General features: G+C 60.1%; 12 protein-coding genes and 1 pseudogene. 9 read left to right on the top strand and 4 right to left on the bottom strand.

The window, feature by feature from the left end; genetic code table 11:
- Nucleotides 1-29: 29 nt before the first annotated feature.
- The 6 genes from SM764_RS03585 to SM764_RS03560 all read left to right on the top strand — a co-directional run bounded on the left by SM764_RS03585 (nucleotide 30) and on the right by SM764_RS03560 (nucleotide 9,576).
- Entirely contained in the window at nucleotides 30-2,264 is a 2,235-nt protein-coding gene (locus SM764_RS03585; protein ID WP_369001023.1) for a DNRLRE domain-containing protein, read from the top strand.
- Between the two features lie 90 nt (nucleotides 2,265-2,354).
- The gene (locus SM764_RS03580) at nucleotides 2,355-3,872 is read left to right on the top strand and encodes a lipopolysaccharide biosynthesis protein (RefSeq protein ID WP_369001022.1); all 1,518 of its coding nucleotides are present in this window, start codon (nucleotides 2,355-2,357) and stop codon (nucleotides 3,870-3,872) included.
- Nucleotides 3,872-5,413: a nucleoside/nucleotide kinase family protein gene (locus SM764_RS03575; protein WP_369001021.1), complete on the top strand. Its 1,542-nt coding sequence runs from the start codon at nucleotides 3,872-3,874 to the stop codon at nucleotides 5,411-5,413. Before SM764_RS03580 ends, SM764_RS03575 begins: the two co-directional genes overlap by 1 nt.
- Complete coding sequence (locus tag SM764_RS03570) at nucleotides 5,413-6,681, top strand: polysaccharide biosynthesis/export family protein (protein ID WP_369001020.1); 1,269 nt, start codon at nucleotides 5,413-5,415, stop codon at nucleotides 6,679-6,681. The genes SM764_RS03575 and SM764_RS03570 overlap by 1 nt, the downstream gene beginning before the upstream one ends.
- Entirely contained in the window at nucleotides 6,678-8,186 is a 1,509-nt protein-coding gene (locus tag SM764_RS03565; RefSeq protein WP_369001019.1) for a GumC family protein, read from the top strand. The genes SM764_RS03570 and SM764_RS03565 overlap by 4 nt, the downstream gene beginning before the upstream one ends.
- A gap of 91 nt (nucleotides 8,187-8,277) precedes the next feature.
- Nucleotides 8,278-9,576, top strand: a complete 1,299-nt coding sequence (locus tag SM764_RS03560) for an O-antigen ligase family protein (RefSeq protein ID WP_369001018.1) — start codon at nucleotides 8,278-8,280, stop codon at nucleotides 9,574-9,576.
- A 137-nt stretch (nucleotides 9,577-9,713) separates the two neighbouring features.
- Here SM764_RS03560 and SM764_RS03555 read toward each other — a convergent pair whose 3' ends face one another.
- The gene (locus SM764_RS03555; protein WP_274837397.1) at nucleotides 9,714-9,875 is read right to left on the bottom strand and encodes a hypothetical protein; all 162 of its coding nucleotides are present in this window, start codon (nucleotides 9,873-9,875) and stop codon (nucleotides 9,714-9,716) included.
- A gap of 124 nt (nucleotides 9,876-9,999) precedes the next feature.
- Here SM764_RS03555 and SM764_RS03550 point away from each other — a divergent pair.
- The 3 genes and pseudogenes from SM764_RS03550 to SM764_RS03540 all read left to right on the top strand — a co-directional run.
- Nucleotides 10,000-10,212: pseudogene (locus tag SM764_RS03550) on the top strand (transposase); the annotation flags it as partial.
- A gap of 341 nt (nucleotides 10,213-10,553) precedes the next feature.
- Entirely contained in the window at nucleotides 10,554-11,147 is a 594-nt protein-coding gene (locus SM764_RS03545; protein ID WP_369001017.1) for a helix-turn-helix transcriptional regulator, read from the top strand.
- A 233-nt stretch (nucleotides 11,148-11,380) separates the two neighbouring features.
- Nucleotides 11,381-11,644, top strand: a complete 264-nt coding sequence (locus tag SM764_RS03540) for a hypothetical protein (RefSeq protein ID WP_065271174.1) — start codon at nucleotides 11,381-11,383, stop codon at nucleotides 11,642-11,644.
- Between the two features lie 123 nt (nucleotides 11,645-11,767).
- On the opposite strand, the gene SM764_RS03535 is transcribed toward SM764_RS03540, so the two are convergent.
- From SM764_RS03535 to SM764_RS03525, 3 genes are read right to left on the bottom strand one after another with little or no spacing between them, the layout of a single operon-like run.
- Nucleotides 11,768-13,003: an ABC transporter permease gene (locus SM764_RS03535; RefSeq protein ID WP_065271175.1), complete on the bottom strand. Its 1,236-nt coding sequence runs from the start codon at nucleotides 13,001-13,003 to the stop codon at nucleotides 11,768-11,770.
- Nucleotides 13,000-13,734: an ABC transporter ATP-binding protein gene (locus SM764_RS03530; RefSeq protein ID WP_369001016.1), complete on the bottom strand. Its 735-nt coding sequence runs from the start codon at nucleotides 13,732-13,734 to the stop codon at nucleotides 13,000-13,002. Before SM764_RS03530 ends, SM764_RS03535 begins: the two co-directional genes overlap by 4 nt.
- On the bottom strand, nucleotides 13,731-15,077 hold the full coding sequence (locus SM764_RS03525; RefSeq protein ID WP_369001015.1) for an efflux RND transporter periplasmic adaptor subunit: 1,347 nt from the start codon (nucleotides 15,075-15,077) through the stop codon (nucleotides 13,731-13,733). Before SM764_RS03525 ends, SM764_RS03530 begins: the two co-directional genes overlap by 4 nt.
- Between the last annotated feature and the right edge of the window lie 34 nt (nucleotides 15,078-15,111).

The raw sequence follows: 15,111 nt of genomic DNA, 5'->3' as shown, positions 1-15,111 counted from the left end.
AAAATGTTGCTTGTTAAATAGGTGAAAAAATGTCGACAACTGCAAATCAGAAATATCTATATGACTTTGATGACCCGATAGACGCCTTTATTTGGAAAAATGCGTCGGATGACCGTTATGATTCCACCCCCGATGTCTACGTCGACGGTTTCCACAATTCTCCGGGCGAAACACTGGGCTTCGTCAACTTCTCGAATGCATTCGGGGACGGTGAAGACCAAATCCCGTTCGGACCGATAATTTCCTCTATTTGGACCGGCCTGGCAAACTGGAACTGGGACACCACCGGCGTTTGCAGTCTGACGGATAACAGCAGCGCGCACCGCTCCTCCGGCGGTCTTTTCTCCGGCACCGGTGTCATTGAGGTGATGCGGAGCCTGCAAAGCTGGTCTTATGGCATTGAGAGTTTCGGCTGGCTGTTCGGCAGCAATGGCAGCACCGACCGGAGCGTCCAATTGCATGAGGATGACGTTGCCCCAACCTATACGATGATCGAGCAAGCCGCCGCGGCTTATGTTCCTGCGGCTGAGAATGCCGCAGAGGTCACAACCAGCTTCCAGCAGAATGTCGGGGGATATCTGGGGACGATCGACACCTACATCCGGGAAAGCCGCGCGGACAGAAGCTATGACACCAAGCCCGTTGTCTATGTCGATGGCGCCGACAAGGCAGGCGGCGAGATGCAGGGGCTCATCCGGTTCTCGGAGATCTTCGGAAACGGGCCGGGGCAGATTCCACTTGGCGCGACGATCACCTCGGCGACCCTGACGCTTGTGCTGTCCAACGGCACCAGGGATTCGGTGGCGTTCCACCTCATGGCGGGGGATTGGACCAGCCAGGCGGACATAACCTGGAACGGTTTCGGCAACGGCATTCAGACGGATGACGTGGAGGCATTTTCCTCCCCCGATGTTGTGCTCAGCCGTCTCAATAAGGGGACTGAGCTGATTGATGTGACGCAGAGTCTGCAAGCGTGGTCTGATGGGTTGGCCAACAATGGCTGGCTGATGACTGTCGGCGGCGACAACGGTTTGCGCTTCGGATCATCCGAGAGCGGCACCGCCCCGATCCTGTCGGTGACCTACTCTATCCCGACCGATCCGGTGCCGGGCATCACGGTCACCGAAAGCGACGGATCGACGATCGTCACCGAGGACGGAGAAGGAGACAGCCTGTCGGTTTCGCTGGAAACTGCGCCAACTGCGGACGTGACGATCACAGTCTCGACCTCGGGTCCCGACGATATCGGGTTCACGCCCCAAACCCTGACCTTCACCTCCGAAAACTGGCAGACACCGCAAACGATCATGCTCAGCGCGATGGACGACACGATTACCGAAGGGACAGAGAATTTCACCCTGATCCTGACTACCTCAAGCCCCGACACTGCCTATGATGGCAGGACGTCCAGCGTTTCGGTTGCTGTGATCGACAACGACGCTGTGGTGCAGCCCCTTTCCCCCGCCGTCGTCGCAATCCATAACACGACCGACTATTTCCCAGGCGACCCCTCGGGCTATGGATCAGGTGATCCTTCCGGCATTGCCTATGTGCCCGAGCTCGACCTGCTGTTCATCGTGGATTCCGAGCATAACGAAAGCCCGTATTTCAGCTCCGTGAACCTATTCGCGACGCGGCTGGACGGGACATATGTCGATGCCTTCTCCCTGATCAGCTACACCGATGAGCCGACGGGAGTGGCCTATAATCCGTTCAACAGCCTTCTTTACATCACCGACGACGACGCCAACAAAATCTTTATCACCGATCCAAACGACCCGACGGTCCTGCTCGGTCAAATCGACGTGGGCGCGCTCGACATCCAAGACGCCGAAGATCCGGTGATCGATCCTGCGACGGGCCATATCTTTTTGCTCAACGGGGCGAACCGGGAACTTGTCGAACTGTCCGCAACCGGCGACTTGATCGAACGGACCGTTCTGCCCAGCGAAATCGAAGATACCGAGGGGCTGGCCTACGATGCCGCGCAGGATGTCTTTTATATCTCAAGCGGCAGCACGCGCGGCACCATCTTTGAAGTTGATCGCGAGTGCAACATTCTCGCCTCGACCGACCTGCTGAATGATTACAGAAGCCCGATCACTGGCGGCAAGCCAAAGCTGAAGGGGCTCGAACTCGCGCCGAGCAGCGACCCGAATGACGGGGACAAGATGTCGCTTTATGCCGTCGATTACGGCTACGACCAGGAACCGGACGGGCGCCTGTTTGAAATCAACCTGCACAGCGATTGGGCCATTGCATGACAGGCCAGCGGGTGACGGAGAAACCGGTGACTGGCCAGCGGGTAACTGGCACCAAAGCCAATATCCCCCGTGTTTTCGGAGCGTGACGCGATGACGGGCGGGCGAAAACTCACCGAAACGACGATTTCCGGCTTTGGCTGGACCTCGCTGGCGGTCGGCGCGCGGGCTCTGTTGCAGGTGATCGCGATCATTTTCCTGGCGCGGCTGCTGGCGCCGGAACAGTTCGGCCTCTTCGCGGCGGCGATGGTCGTCGGCGGCTTCTGCGCGATCATTTCCGAACTCGGGGTCAGCCCAGCCATCGTTCAGCGCCCCGCGCTTGAGCCCCGGCATATCCGCACAGGGTTCACGCTGTCGGTAGCGATGGGGCTGGTCGTGGGGCTGGTCGCCTATCTCCTGGCGGATGCGATCGCCAGTTTCTTCCAGATGCCCGAACTGGCGGGAGTGGTGCGGATCATGGCACTCGGTTTCCCACTACGCGGCCTCGCGACGGTGGCTGAGGCGCTAGCCCTTCGCACCTTCCGCTTTCGCTGGCTCGCACTGGTCGAGGCGGGGGCTTTCGGGCTCGGCTTCATCGTGGTGGCACCGGTACTCACGCTGATGGACTTCGGTGTCTATGCGCTGGTCGGCGCCTACCTGACGCAGAATATCGCCCGGACACTGATACTGCTTTTCGGCCAACCGCATGAAAACCGGCTCATGCTGGAAGCGCGTGCCGTCGGTGAGCTTCTCTATTTCGGCACGGGCTTCACCATCGCCAAGTTTTGCAACTACTTCGCGTCCCAGGCCGACAACATGGTCGTCGGGCGCTGGCTTGGACCGGTGGCTCTTGGGCTCTACGGTCATGCCTATCAACTTATGGCCGCGCCCGCGATCTTGGTGGGGCAGGCTCTCGACCGGGTGCTGTTCCCGACCATGGCCAGCGTCCAGAGCCAGCCCGAACGTCTGGCCCGAGCCTATCGTGGCGGTATTTTCGCCTGTGCGACGGTGATGCTGCCTGCGGGTGTCGTCATTGCCATCCTCGCCCCCGAAATCGTGCACATCCTGCTGGGGCCGAACTGGGCGAGCGCGGCGGTGCCGCTGCGCTTCCTTGCCCTCGGGATGCTGTTCCGCACCAGTTCCAAGATCAGCGACTCCATCGTGCGCGCCACCGGCGCCGTATATGCCCGGGCCTGGCGCCAGGGTGTGTTCGCCATGGCGGTCTTTGTCGGTGCGCTGTCCGGGCAGCAGTGGGGGCTGATCGGCGTAGCGATCGGTGTCCTATGCGCCCTCGCCCTCAATTTCCTGATGATGGCGCAGCTTAGCCTGCGCCTGTCCGCCATGAACTGGCGAACCTTCGGCCAGGCGCATCTGCCTGGCGCGCTTCTCGCGTTGATCCTCGGCGGGAGCAGCTTCACCATCGCAACCGGCCTGCGGGGGACCGGCGCGGGATCGGTTCCGGTTGTCGGGGGCACTATCTTGGTTGCCGCGCTGCTGGTGCCGCTTCTGATCTGGATGCGCCCGCAGCTCTTTCTCGGGCCGGATCGAGAGCGCCTGCTGCTCGCCCTCGCCAATGTCGGCCCCATGCGCATGCGGCGCGGCATCGCACTGCTTCAAAGGCGGGTATCGTGATGAAGGATGATCGTGAAAATCTGCTGCAAAGCGCGACCTGGGACGGCGCGCCGGTACCCGAAATCGGCCTCGCGGTAGTGCAGCATCTTCTTGAACGCCTGCATGCTGCCGACCTGCAGTACTGCCACTGGAAAAGCAATGAACACCTCGGTGCCGGGATGCGGGGCCTCACGGATCTGGACGTTCTGGTGGAACCGTGGCGCGGCGACGATTTGCAGCGCATCCTGGCCGAAAGCGGTTTCCGCCGGTTCCAGGCGACCGCGCTTACCGCCTATCCGGCGGTCGAGGATTATCTCGCCGTTGACGACGAGACCGGAACGCTGGTTCACCTTCACCTGCATCACCGCCTCACGCTTGGTCAGAAGCACCTCAAAGGCTACCGCTTGCCTTGGGAAGCGCAGGCCCTCGCGACGCGCAGGTTTGACCCCACTCACGGCGCCTATGTCACCGCCCCCGAAATGGAGCTTTTGCTGCTTCTCGTCCGCGACGCCCTCAAGCGCCGGATCAGAACAACCGTTGCCGCATGGCTCCGTGTCAAAGGCGGGAACGATGATTTCGAACGCGAGTTCGCCTGGCTGGTCGAGCGCGCTGAAGCTGATGCGGTTGTCTCGCTCGCTGCCAGGCTGATAGGACCGAAGACCGAAGCGCCACTGCGCCGTATCCTTGCAGACGGGGCCCGACATTCCGACCGTGCGGCCTTTGCCACGGTGGTGCGCGCCGCACTGCGCCCGCATCGGACCTACGGCGCCATCTCGGCAGCGCTGTTCATGAAGGTGCGGGAGATCTTCTGGATTCTCGGCGGATTAAGCCGCAGGCGGTTTCACTGGGCGATCCCGCTGCGCCGCACATCGCCACGGGGCGGTATCGTTGTCGCCTTTCTCGGCTCCGACGGAGCGGGCAAGTCGACGATGCGCGCCGACACGATGTCCTGGCTTGGACAGAAACTCGACGTGGTTCCGATCTATTTCGGAAGCGGCGACGGTCCCGGTTCGCTGCTGCGACTGCCACTGCAGATCGCCCGGCGCCTTGTCGACCGACGCGCCGTGAGCGGCACGCCAAGCCAGCGCCGCAGCGGTTTGCGTGGGCGTCTCAGGGCCGTCGCGCTGATCCCCTGGGCGCTCAGCCTCAGCCTTGAGAAACGCGCGAAGCTGCGGCGGATGATCCGCGCCCGGAACCGTGGCCTGGTGGTCATCTGCGATCGCTACCCGCAAGACCAGTTCCAAGGCTTCAACGATGGCTGCCTGCTTGGCCGCGTTGCAAGCTCGTCTTCCCGCCTCGCCCAGGCGCTGGCACGGTGGGAAGCCCGCGCCTATGCTGACGCCCGGCTTTACCCACCTGACGTCGTGATCAAGCTCATCGCCTCACCCGAGGTGGCATTGTCCCGTCGCCCTGAGATGAGCGCTGAGGAAATCGAAAGCCGGATCGACGTGGTCCGCGCCCTTCGTTTTCCCGACGAAACGCTGGTGGCGGAAATCGACGCCGACCAGCCTCTTGACGAAGTTGTTCGATCCGTCCGCCGCGTGATCTGGAAGGTCCTGTGATGAATACCGCACCAAACCGCCCTGCCGAAACACGGTCGCAGCCCCAGACCCGAACATGGCTTGCAGCTGTCCTCTCCCTCATGGCGCTGTTGCTGACGGCACTCCCGATCGCGGCCGATGACTATCGGCTGGCCCCGGGTGACGTGCTGCGCCTGCTTGTCGTGGGAGCGCCGGAACTGAATGTCGACGTGCCGATCGAAATGAGTGGCGCGGCCTGGTTCCCGCTGGTGGGACCGATCGCTGTAGGCGGGGGAACGCTTGACGACGTCCGCCGTAAGACCGCCGATGCCTATGCCGAGATGAGCCTGACCCGACGAGTCGCTCCTGGTGGCGGGTTGCCCCAGATCATCGAAACCAATCAGGTTCTTGTTACTGTGGCTTCTTACCGGCCGATCTATGTCTCGGGAGATGCCGGTGGCGCGCATGAAATCCCGTTCCGCGGCGGCATGACCCTGCACCACGTGATGACGCTGGCAAGCAGCGGACCGCCACGCGATACCCAGCGACTGGCCTCCAGCGACGAAATTGCGGCCGCCGTGACCGCGCTGGCCAATGAATACGCCCGGATATGGCGCCTGAAAACCTTCCTCGGGACCGACACGCCTCAGGATTACCAACGCATCTTTGTGGCCCATATCCCCGCGATCAACAGCATCGTCAGCGTCGAGCGGTCTATCCTCGAAGAAACCCGCGTGGCCATCGAGACGCAGAAACAACACTTGCAGGACGAAATCGAAAGGGTTCGCAAGCGCATCGGCGTCCTGAGTGAGCAAAAGCAGAACGAGGACAACGGCGCGGCGATGGACGAGAAGGATCTCGAAGACATCCGCGCGCTGCAGGAAAAGGGACTGGCGCCGATGTCGCGCGTTTCCGAGGTGCGCCGCGCCGCTCTGGTCACGGCGAGCCGGGCGTTGCAGATCGACGTCACCCTGGAAGAAGCCCGCGCCGAGGCGGCGAAGCTCTCAGCTGAAATCAGCGCCATCGACAGCGATGCGCGCATCACCGCCTGGAAGGACCTAGGCGAAGCCGTGGCCAGCGCCCAACAGCGGCAGGCCAACCTGGCGACCCTGACGGCAAGTGCCGGAGACCCGCTGCGGCAGCTTTACGGGATCAAACCAACGGCCACGGTGACCCGAAACGGCGTGACGCTCGCCCGGGCTCAGACCAAGCCTGCGATGGCCCTGATGCCAGGGGATATCGTCGAACTTCACGTCCTGCCCCCCGGCATGGCCGTGGAGCCCGGAAAGCAGGGGATAGAAACGCAATGAAAGGGTCACAACAAACCGAAGATCCGCTCGACAACTACTGGCTCTACGAGGCGCCCACCGCCGAATCTTTCATCAGGCTGGTGCGAAGGGTGCGCGGGGACGGAGAACAAGAAACTGAAGGCAGGGAAGCAATGGATGGCTCCGACTTACCAGACGATCCTCTCGAATTCGAATGGCAGGCAACTCCGCCGACCATCGCATCCTTTCTGGCGGCGGTTCGACGGCAAGCGAAGACACTGTTGATCTGCCTCGCTGCCGGTATTTTTCTGGCGCTGGCGATTATCGTCTTCTCCACGCCGATGTATGCAGCGCGTGTTTCGCTCTATCTCGGGTCCGTCACCGGGGGCGATCTGCGCTCCGAATTGGGAACGGCGATCGACCTCGACACCAACGCCGAACTGATCCGCTCAGACGAAACCACCGCTGCCGTGATCCGCGAACTCGATCTTGCTACTCTGCCGGAATTCGCACCTCAGGCCAGCACCCTTGCGGCGCTGGTCGACACGCTGAGGCAATGGGCCGGACGCGCCAGTCCTGACGAACCCGCTGATCCGATGCCGATGGTAATCGGCAAGGTCAGGAAGGGTCTGAGTGTCTCTCGCAAGGGGAATACGCGGCTCATCGAACTGCGTTACAGCTCGGTGTCGTCGGCGCTTTCGGCGGATATCGCCAATGCGTTTGCGCGCGCCCACCTGGCCGGGGCACTGGCCCGCGACGAAGAGGCAAAGATGCAACGGATCGCCCAGCTGGAAACCCTTGCGGCACGCGCGCGGCAGAAGGCGGCCGAGGCCGACAGCAATGTCCGGTCTCTCCTGCGCGGAACCGGCAGGGTGGCCGCCGACCCACAGCAGATCGAACAGCAAACCTTCGCCCTGCGCCAGCAACTCTCGATGCTCGAGGCCAAGGCGGCAGCGCTGAAGACCAAGCTGTCGCTGATCGCAGCCTATGAACGCACGGGCGATACATCGGTCATCACCCTTGACAGCCCGGCCAGCCGACAGCTGCTTACCGAGCTCGCGCAAGCCCGGGACCGGCTTGCCGGGATTCAGCAGCAGCCCGGCTCCCAGCCGCAATCCGTGTCTGCCATCACCGACAGCATCAAGACACTCGAAGCCAGTCTCAGGCAAGAAGTTCGCCTCGCCGCCAGTGCAATCGAAGTGGAGCTTGAAACCACGGTCGCCGAACAGGAAAGCGTCCGCGACCAGATCAGTCAGCTGAACGCCTATGTCGCAAGCGAGACCTGGTCCGCGCTTCAGGCGGCGCGGCGTGACAAAATATTTTATGACGGCGCCTATCAGGAATACCTGAGCCAGCTTGAGACCACCCGCTACGCCCCGCAGAGCCATTCCGACCTGCGCATCGTCGCCGATGCCGTGGCTCCAACCCTGCCCAGTTCGCCGAACAAGATGGTGGTGCTGGCGATCTCTCTCACCCTGAGTATCTTCGTGGGAGTGGGTCTCGCGGGGATTTCCGAATGGAAGCGCAATGAACGTGCGCGGGTCTGATTGGCCGTCAGGCAGCGGCGCAGGGCCCTTTCCGGCAGGGCGGCCCCTCACGCTGGCGCGCCGATCGAGCGCAGCCCCTCTCCCTGCCTATGTGGCGTATCTTTATGTCGCGCTGCTTGCCGCCCCGGCGCTTGTCAGCCTTCCCGCCGGGGCGCCGCTGGCCCTTGGGGTGATGCTGGTCGGGCTACCGGTCTGGTTCGAGGCCGCCCGGGCCCGGCGCACGCCGTTCGATGTCGCGGCCACGCGCACCATCGCGATTGTTCTTGCCTGTGCCGGGTTTCTCATCGTCTGGTCGCTGCTGTCGACCTTCGGGGCCGCCCAACCCTTACGGGCGAGCCGTTATCTGTCCACCCTCGTTTCCGGTTTCGCAATCTATCTCCTTGTCCGTAGCACGGTCACACGGCAGCAAATCCTGCGTTACATTGACATCATTGCAGCTGCGCTGGCGGCGACCGCGCTGTTGAGCCTGATCGCTTATGACATCGCACCGCTGCACCAGATGGTTTTCAAGGGAACCGACCGCGCCGCAGGGATGTTCAAGAACCCAAATCAGTTCGGCATGGCGATCTCCACCACGATCCCGGCCCTCATGGCGCTGCTTATGTCCGTGCGGCGGCGGCGCCCGTTCCGGATACTCTGCCTGTTCCTGATTTTGCTTGGGTTGTTGGCGTCGGGCTCCAAGACCAATCTGATGCTGGCCTGGGCGTCGATCCTGACGATGCTCTTGGCCTATGCCATCGTTGCATATTCCGGTGTCAGACGGATCGGCATGATGGCTCTATACCTTGTCGTCACCCTTGTGATGACGGGGCTTGGCATTCTCGCGCTCAACGTTCTCAACCCGCGCGCATTGGGGCTTCTGTCCCAGTTCCTCTACAGTCAGGAAGAGCTGGAATCCCTGATGACCCGGGGGTTCCTGTGGCGCTACAGTATCGACCAGTTTCTCGCCGATCCGTTCCTCGGCCAGGGAGCGAGCCAGCGCATCGATATTTTTTACCGTCAAGCCGACGTTTCCCACAGTCACAACCTGTTTCTGGACTACATGCGCACCCTTGGCGCGCCGGGCTTGCTGAGCGTCGCGATCATGATCGGCGCGGTGGTGACCCTCTGCCTGTGGTCAATCCTCGGAATGCTACGCGCGACACGGGGCACGACATCGGCCCGGATGATCTGCATCGGACTGTCGCTCAGCACCCTGGTCTATATCGCGGCGAACATGTCGAGCGATTCATTCGGCCCCTCGACAAGCCCCTATTTCTGGCTCTTCACCTACCTCGCTTTCGCTGCACGCCGACTTACAGGCTCATCGTCGCAAGATGATTTTGGCAGGTTCCCTGAAAGCGGGTCGAGTACCGAGCCTACGCTTCAGAAGCTCTTCGAAAACGACTGAGCACCGCCGGATTCTTCGCCTGATCAGCCTGGCGTGCCGGTCAGCTTGAACTTTCCTACAGTTGTCCCTGTACCGGGAGCAGGTCACGAGGTTTCGGGGGCGTAAAATCCAGGCCTGTGGGGAACGGCAGTTTTCTATCATTCCCGCGCTCTCTCAATATCGAGCTCCTCCTGTTCGACCTTCTGGGGCAAATCGGAACGACTGAACAGCTTCCGGCCCTGTTCCATCATTCGGTCAACAATCTTCGCACGTGTCTCGGTTTCATCAATCTTCCGCGCGCGGCGGAAGATGCCGGGCATCAGCCTATCCGATTGTAGAATTCTCCCCACGTTCCGACACCCAAAGGAGTGGCACAGTCCGCGACAGGTCCAGAGAGGAAAACGAGCACTTGGGGCGGCGCAGAAACGCGACAAGTCTACACGCAGCATTGCTGAAATGTGCTGCCCGGAGGGCATTGCTCTGAGCCTCTACTACAGTTGGTGCAATGAATTCCTCGAGGCTGGGAAGAAACGCCTGGCGGGCGACGCGGCGCGGGCGGCGATGTAGAGTGAGACCACGGATCTGCGAAGGGAGGCGGGTGATCTGGAAGAGGTCGTTGCCGAGCAGGCACCGGAGCTGCGTCTTCTGAAAAAGCGTATGGGTAGCTCGTCGAGTAGCAAAGGTCGCAGCCGACATGTCTCTGGCGGCTCCGGCCCTGCCCCTGCTGCCCGGTCCCCTTGGGTCCGCCACTCGCGCCGCCATAGGGAAACTTGGCAGAAGGCTGGGTCAGTTTACACGAATCGCGGCTTGATTTATCGTTAAGATATCACAATACATCTCGGCCCCCTCGTTTCTCGTCCGCCTCCAATCGCAGGCGGTAGCGGATACTGGCTGGCCTGATGCAATCACACTGTGAGCAGTGGGTAAAAACCAGATTGCACGCTCGAGATGAGGCTGGGTCGAGCTGGATGAAACACTCCAGGCTTGGGACATGCGACATGAGTTTTATTTCGTTATCCCAGTGGATTACGCTTTTGGGTGACAAAAGCCACTGTATCATTTTTCTGAATGAAAATGGTGACGCGGTGTCATTTGATGAGGCTTGCGCCGAAGAGCCGCTGTGGCAAGTGATGCTGAATTGGCGGAATATCCATCTCTGTGACCCACACCAGAAAGCAAAACTCTCGCAGCTTGTTCAAGCCTCCCTGGATTTCGGTGAGCAGGGGAGTACCCCTTTGCCGCCCCCGGTCAAGCTGGAAACTGAGACGGGCCGCGTCCTGTACATTGATGCTGTGCCGGTGCCCATTCAGTTGCGCGAACAGCTAAATGGGGCGCATGCGTTGCTCTATATCCGGGAAGTCGCACACGCCTCTGACTATTTCAAAGAGTTCCTGCAGCAGGAGTATCACCTGACGCCTGCCGAAGCCTCGGTCACAATCCGGCTTGCAGCGGGTGCAAGCCTGAGAGCAGCGTCCAAACAGCTGAATATATCGATTTGGACTGCACGCAGCCATCTGCGCTCTATCTTCCAGAAAACCAACACCCACCGACAGGCAGAACTGGTGGCATTGTTAGCCCATGCCGATTACTAACGCGTTCGGATCGCGGGAGTAATTTGGCCGAGCAGAGCAGTAACCTCTAGCCTTGAAACCCAGACGTGCCTGCCAGTCAGATACTGCGGCGGCTACCGCGGCCTGCGTCTGACGAGAACGCATACCCCATTCGAGTTAGAAAAATGCCGCGGATACTCACTCGGGTGAGCGATGTTGGACTCCCGGAATTATGCAAATCTTGCGGCCTGTATTCACAAAACTGGGAGGTTATCATGAAACTTGTCACACTTATTGCGGCCGGGGCACTGGCACTTGGCACCTCAAGCATGGCATTTGCAGATACCGGCGGCCAACCCAATGCAAACGCCTATCCTGACGGAACCAAAACCAACGGCCGTAAAGCTTTGTGCGTTCCGCCAGGATCCGTTTTCCGGACCACAGCCAAAGACCCGGGTCCCAACAACGATCCGTTTGGCAACGGCAAAACTCCAGGCACCGAAGTCGGTGATCAGTGCAATGTGGGCCAACCCAGCTGACATTTACGTTTGAGCCTTTTGAACAAGAGCCCCTTTGGGGGCTCTTGCTGTATCCGGCGGCTGGGTTGCCTTCGGTCGCTCCCGTTGCTCCATGCAGCGCGCCCACCCTGCGTAGTTTGGTGCCTACTCAAATTTCAAGGCTGCGACCGGATCCATTTTGGATGCTTTGCGCGCCGGAAAATAACCAAATATCAAACCGACCACTGCTGAAACCGCCACCCCGCCAATGACGGATAGAGGGCTCAAAAAGACCGGCCAGCCAGCCAATTGCCCCACCAATACTGCAGCAGATGCACCGATCGCCAATCCAATCGCCCCACCGAAGACACAGAGCAAGACAGCCTCCATCAGAAATTGCAGCTGCACATGCCCTGGGCTGGCACCAATTGCGATCCTCAAGCCGATTTCACGTGTGCGCTCCGTCACAGACACCAGCATGATATTCATGATGCCGATCCCCCCCACGATCAGCGATACCGATGCAATGCCCGACAACAGCCAGCCTAACGCTCTCTTTACGGCATTTTCAGCCGCCATCATTGAGGCCGGGTCCGAAACCAGAAAGTCGTTGGCCGCCCCCGAACCAATCCTGTGCCTTTGCCGCAGGAGAGCCGTCATTCTCTTTTCTGCCACCGGGACCGCAGAGGAAGAGACCGCTTTTGCGAGAATGTACTCAACTGAATTCCGGTGAACCGCGTTGGAGCTGCCGATCAGCCTTTGCTTTGCTGTGCGGATAGGTACAAAAACAACCTGATCCTGCGCTCGCCCCCAACCCGAGGTGCCCTTTTCTGACAGCACACCAATCACTTCAAAGGGAACCGACAGTACGCGAATGACCTGCCCTATCGGGTCCGTGTCGCCAAAAAGCTGCTCGGCCGTCAATTGCCCCAGCACCGCAACTTTTCCCGCTCCGGATTGTTCTTGCTGGGAAAAATAGCGCCCCTGTTTCAAGGGCCATTCACGAATTGCGAAATAGCTGGAGGTGGTGCCGTTCACCGTTGTCCAAGTGTTCCGGTTTTTATGAACCGCAAGCACGTTGCCGCGAAGCGCAGGAGCGGTCAAAGCGATCTGAGCAATATTGGCCGCAATGGCCTCCGCGTCCTCCTCTGTCAGCCGCGAGACCGCACCGCGGCCGGCCTGCCCCGCTCCACGGCTGTTTCTGGGCGGTTCGATCATCAGAACATTCGCGCCCAGCGTTTTGATCTGCTCCGAAATCTGTCGCTGCGCCCCGGCTGCAAATGCGACCATAGAGACAACCGAAGCCACACCGACAATGACGCCAAGCATGGTCAGGAAACTGCGAAGCAGGTTCGCCTGAAGCGCCCGCAGAGCCACTTTGAAACTTTCCAGCACGATCATCTCAGCACCAGAACCTCTGATGCAGCATCCGCAGCCCAAAGACGGTTTGGCACGGTTTCATCCGAGATGATCTCACCATCTGCCATCCGCAGGATGCGTTGCGCATGCCGGGCAACCCGTTCGTCATGCGTCACAACCACAACAGCGTGACCTGCACGGTTGATTGTCTGAAACAGGGCGAGGATCTGTCGGCCCTTTTGACTGTCCAAGGCCCCCGTTGGCTCATCAGCCAAGATCAGGCGCGGTTGGTTCACCAGGGCCCGCGCAATGGCAACGCGCTGCTGCTCTCCGCCAGAAAGCTGGTGCGGATAATGGCCCTGCCGTTTGGCCAACCCCACATCCTCCAGCGCCTTCACTGCCCGCCTTCGGCGTTCCCCGGCCCGGATACTGGCGTAGATCATCGGCAGTTCGACATTCTCGACCGCAGAATGACGCGGCAGCAGGTTGTACGACTGAAACACAAACCCAAAGATCCTGTTCCTGATTTCAGCCCTGCGTGCGTCCGTCAGACCGCTGGCCCGGCGGCCCAGAATGTCGAGCGTCCCGGCGTCTTGCCGGTCAAGCAGACCGAGCAGATTCATCAAGGTGGTTTTCCCGGATCCCGACGGCCCCATGATGGCCACGAATTCCCCCGCGGTGACCGAAATGGAACAGTTCTTCAAAGCATCGATAGATGTTCCGCCGCTGCTATAGCTCCGCCCAAGATGCGCTGCTTTGATCAGCGTGGTCACAGCCTTGCTCCGATCCAATTCCCAAACAGCGACCGTTCATGCGGCTGTTCAATTTCGGCACCGATGACAAGATCGCCTTCTTCGATCTCCTCCGAAGCGATAAGCGTATGGCTTGCATCGCTGTCCAACGGCACGACCGCCATCGGCTCAGGCTTGCCGAGTTCATCCAATCGCCAGATCACCGCAGTCGTTTCAGGTGTTCCCGAATAGGTGCTTGGGGTGTAACTCAGTGCGTTGGTCGGAACTTTGAGCCCAGGTTCAGACCTTTTGATCGTTATTTTGACAAATGCTGTCATCCCAGGAAGAAGCAATTCTTCGGGGTTTTCAGTCTCAAGGACCACGGTATAGGTCACAATGTTCTGGATCACCTTGGCGGATTTTCTGATTTCGGTCACAACACCTGAAAACATCCGATCCGGGAAAGCATCGACAGTGAACCCAGCCGCCTGTCCGATGCGGATACGGCCAATATCGGTTTCATCCACGCTGACATAGACCACCATATTCCGGAGAGCCTTGGCGATCGTAAACAGGGTCGGCGCCTCCAGAGCCGCCGCAACGGTCTGCCCTTCCTCGATGCTGCGGTTTATGATCACCCCATCTATCGGCGCGCGTATGGTGGTGCGCTCCAGTTCAACCTCAGCCAGCTTTAACGCGGCCTGCCGCTGTGGAACATTTGCACGCGCACCCGCAAGTTCGGCTTGGTTTCTCGCAAAATCAGCGCGCGCGGTCTCAATCCTCTGCTCGTTGACGGCCATCAGGGCTTCGGCCTCCCGCAGGGCTGCGGATGCAGTCAGCACTGATGTGCGTTCATTGTCGATGTCCGCCTCTGAAACGGTCCCAGAACGGTGCAACCCTTCTTTTCGATCAAGATTGGACTGTGCCAAGAGCCACTCTGCCTTGGCCTTATCCACCCGAGCCTGATGAACACTCCGCTCCAATCCAATCGCGTCGATTTCAACTTTCGACCGCGTCAACGCCGCCTTGCGAACCTCAACTGCGGACAAGGCAATGCTGACAGCAGCTTCAGCCTCGGCGACCCGCGCTTCAAATCCCTGACGGTCAATCTGCGCCAGCGGCTGGCCGCTCTCTACGCTGTCATTAAAATCTGCAGTGACTTTGGTAATCCGCCCGGACACCTGAGAACTGATATCCACCGTAAAAAGGGCATCCACAGTACCGGTTGAAGACACAGTTTCCTCCAGCCGTCCAAATTCCACAGGGGCGGTCACATATGTGGGCTTTGCAGAAGGAGCGCTGAGATCCGATGCGAGGTACGCGAATGTTGCTCCTGCCACCAGCAAAACGGTAAGGAACCTGAGCATGATGGCTGATGGTGCCATTTTTTCGCAGAAATTTCAATTTTTATTGGAGCGC

Source organism: Pseudophaeobacter sp. 1A16562 (assembly GCF_041008785.1).
Classification (GTDB): Bacteria; Pseudomonadota; Alphaproteobacteria; order Rhodobacterales; family Rhodobacteraceae; genus Phycobacter; species Phycobacter gallaeciensis_A.
The sequence above is the reverse complement of the archived record's forward strand: the minus strand, read 5'-3'. Positions and strand labels throughout refer to the sequence as shown.

Coding starts and splice junctions, on each gene's coding strand:
- SM764_RS03585 (WP_369001023.1), top strand. CDS start 30: ATGTCGACAACTGCAAATCAGAAATATCTATATGACTTTGATGACCCG.
- SM764_RS03580 (WP_369001022.1), top strand. CDS start 2,355: ATGACGGGCGGGCGAAAACTCACCGAAACGACGATTTCCGGCTTTGGC.
- SM764_RS03575 (WP_369001021.1), top strand. CDS start 3,872: ATGAAGGATGATCGTGAAAATCTGCTGCAAAGCGCGACCTGGGACGGC.
- SM764_RS03570 (WP_369001020.1), top strand. CDS start 5,413: ATGAATACCGCACCAAACCGCCCTGCCGAAACACGGTCGCAGCCCCAG.
- SM764_RS03565 (WP_369001019.1), top strand. CDS start 6,678: ATGAAAGGGTCACAACAAACCGAAGATCCGCTCGACAACTACTGGCTC.
- SM764_RS03555 (WP_274837397.1), bottom strand. CDS start 9,875: ATGCCCGGCATCTTCCGCCGCGCGCGGAAGATTGATGAAACCGAGACA.
- SM764_RS03545 (WP_369001017.1), top strand. CDS start 10,554: ATGAGTTTTATTTCGTTATCCCAGTGGATTACGCTTTTGGGTGACAAA.
- SM764_RS03540 (WP_065271174.1), top strand. CDS start 11,381: ATGAAACTTGTCACACTTATTGCGGCCGGGGCACTGGCACTTGGCACC.
- SM764_RS03535 (WP_065271175.1), bottom strand. CDS start 13,003: ATGATCGTGCTGGAAAGTTTCAAAGTGGCTCTGCGGGCGCTTCAGGCG.
- SM764_RS03525 (WP_369001015.1), bottom strand. CDS start 15,077: ATGGCACCATCAGCCATCATGCTCAGGTTCCTTACCGTTTTGCTGGTG.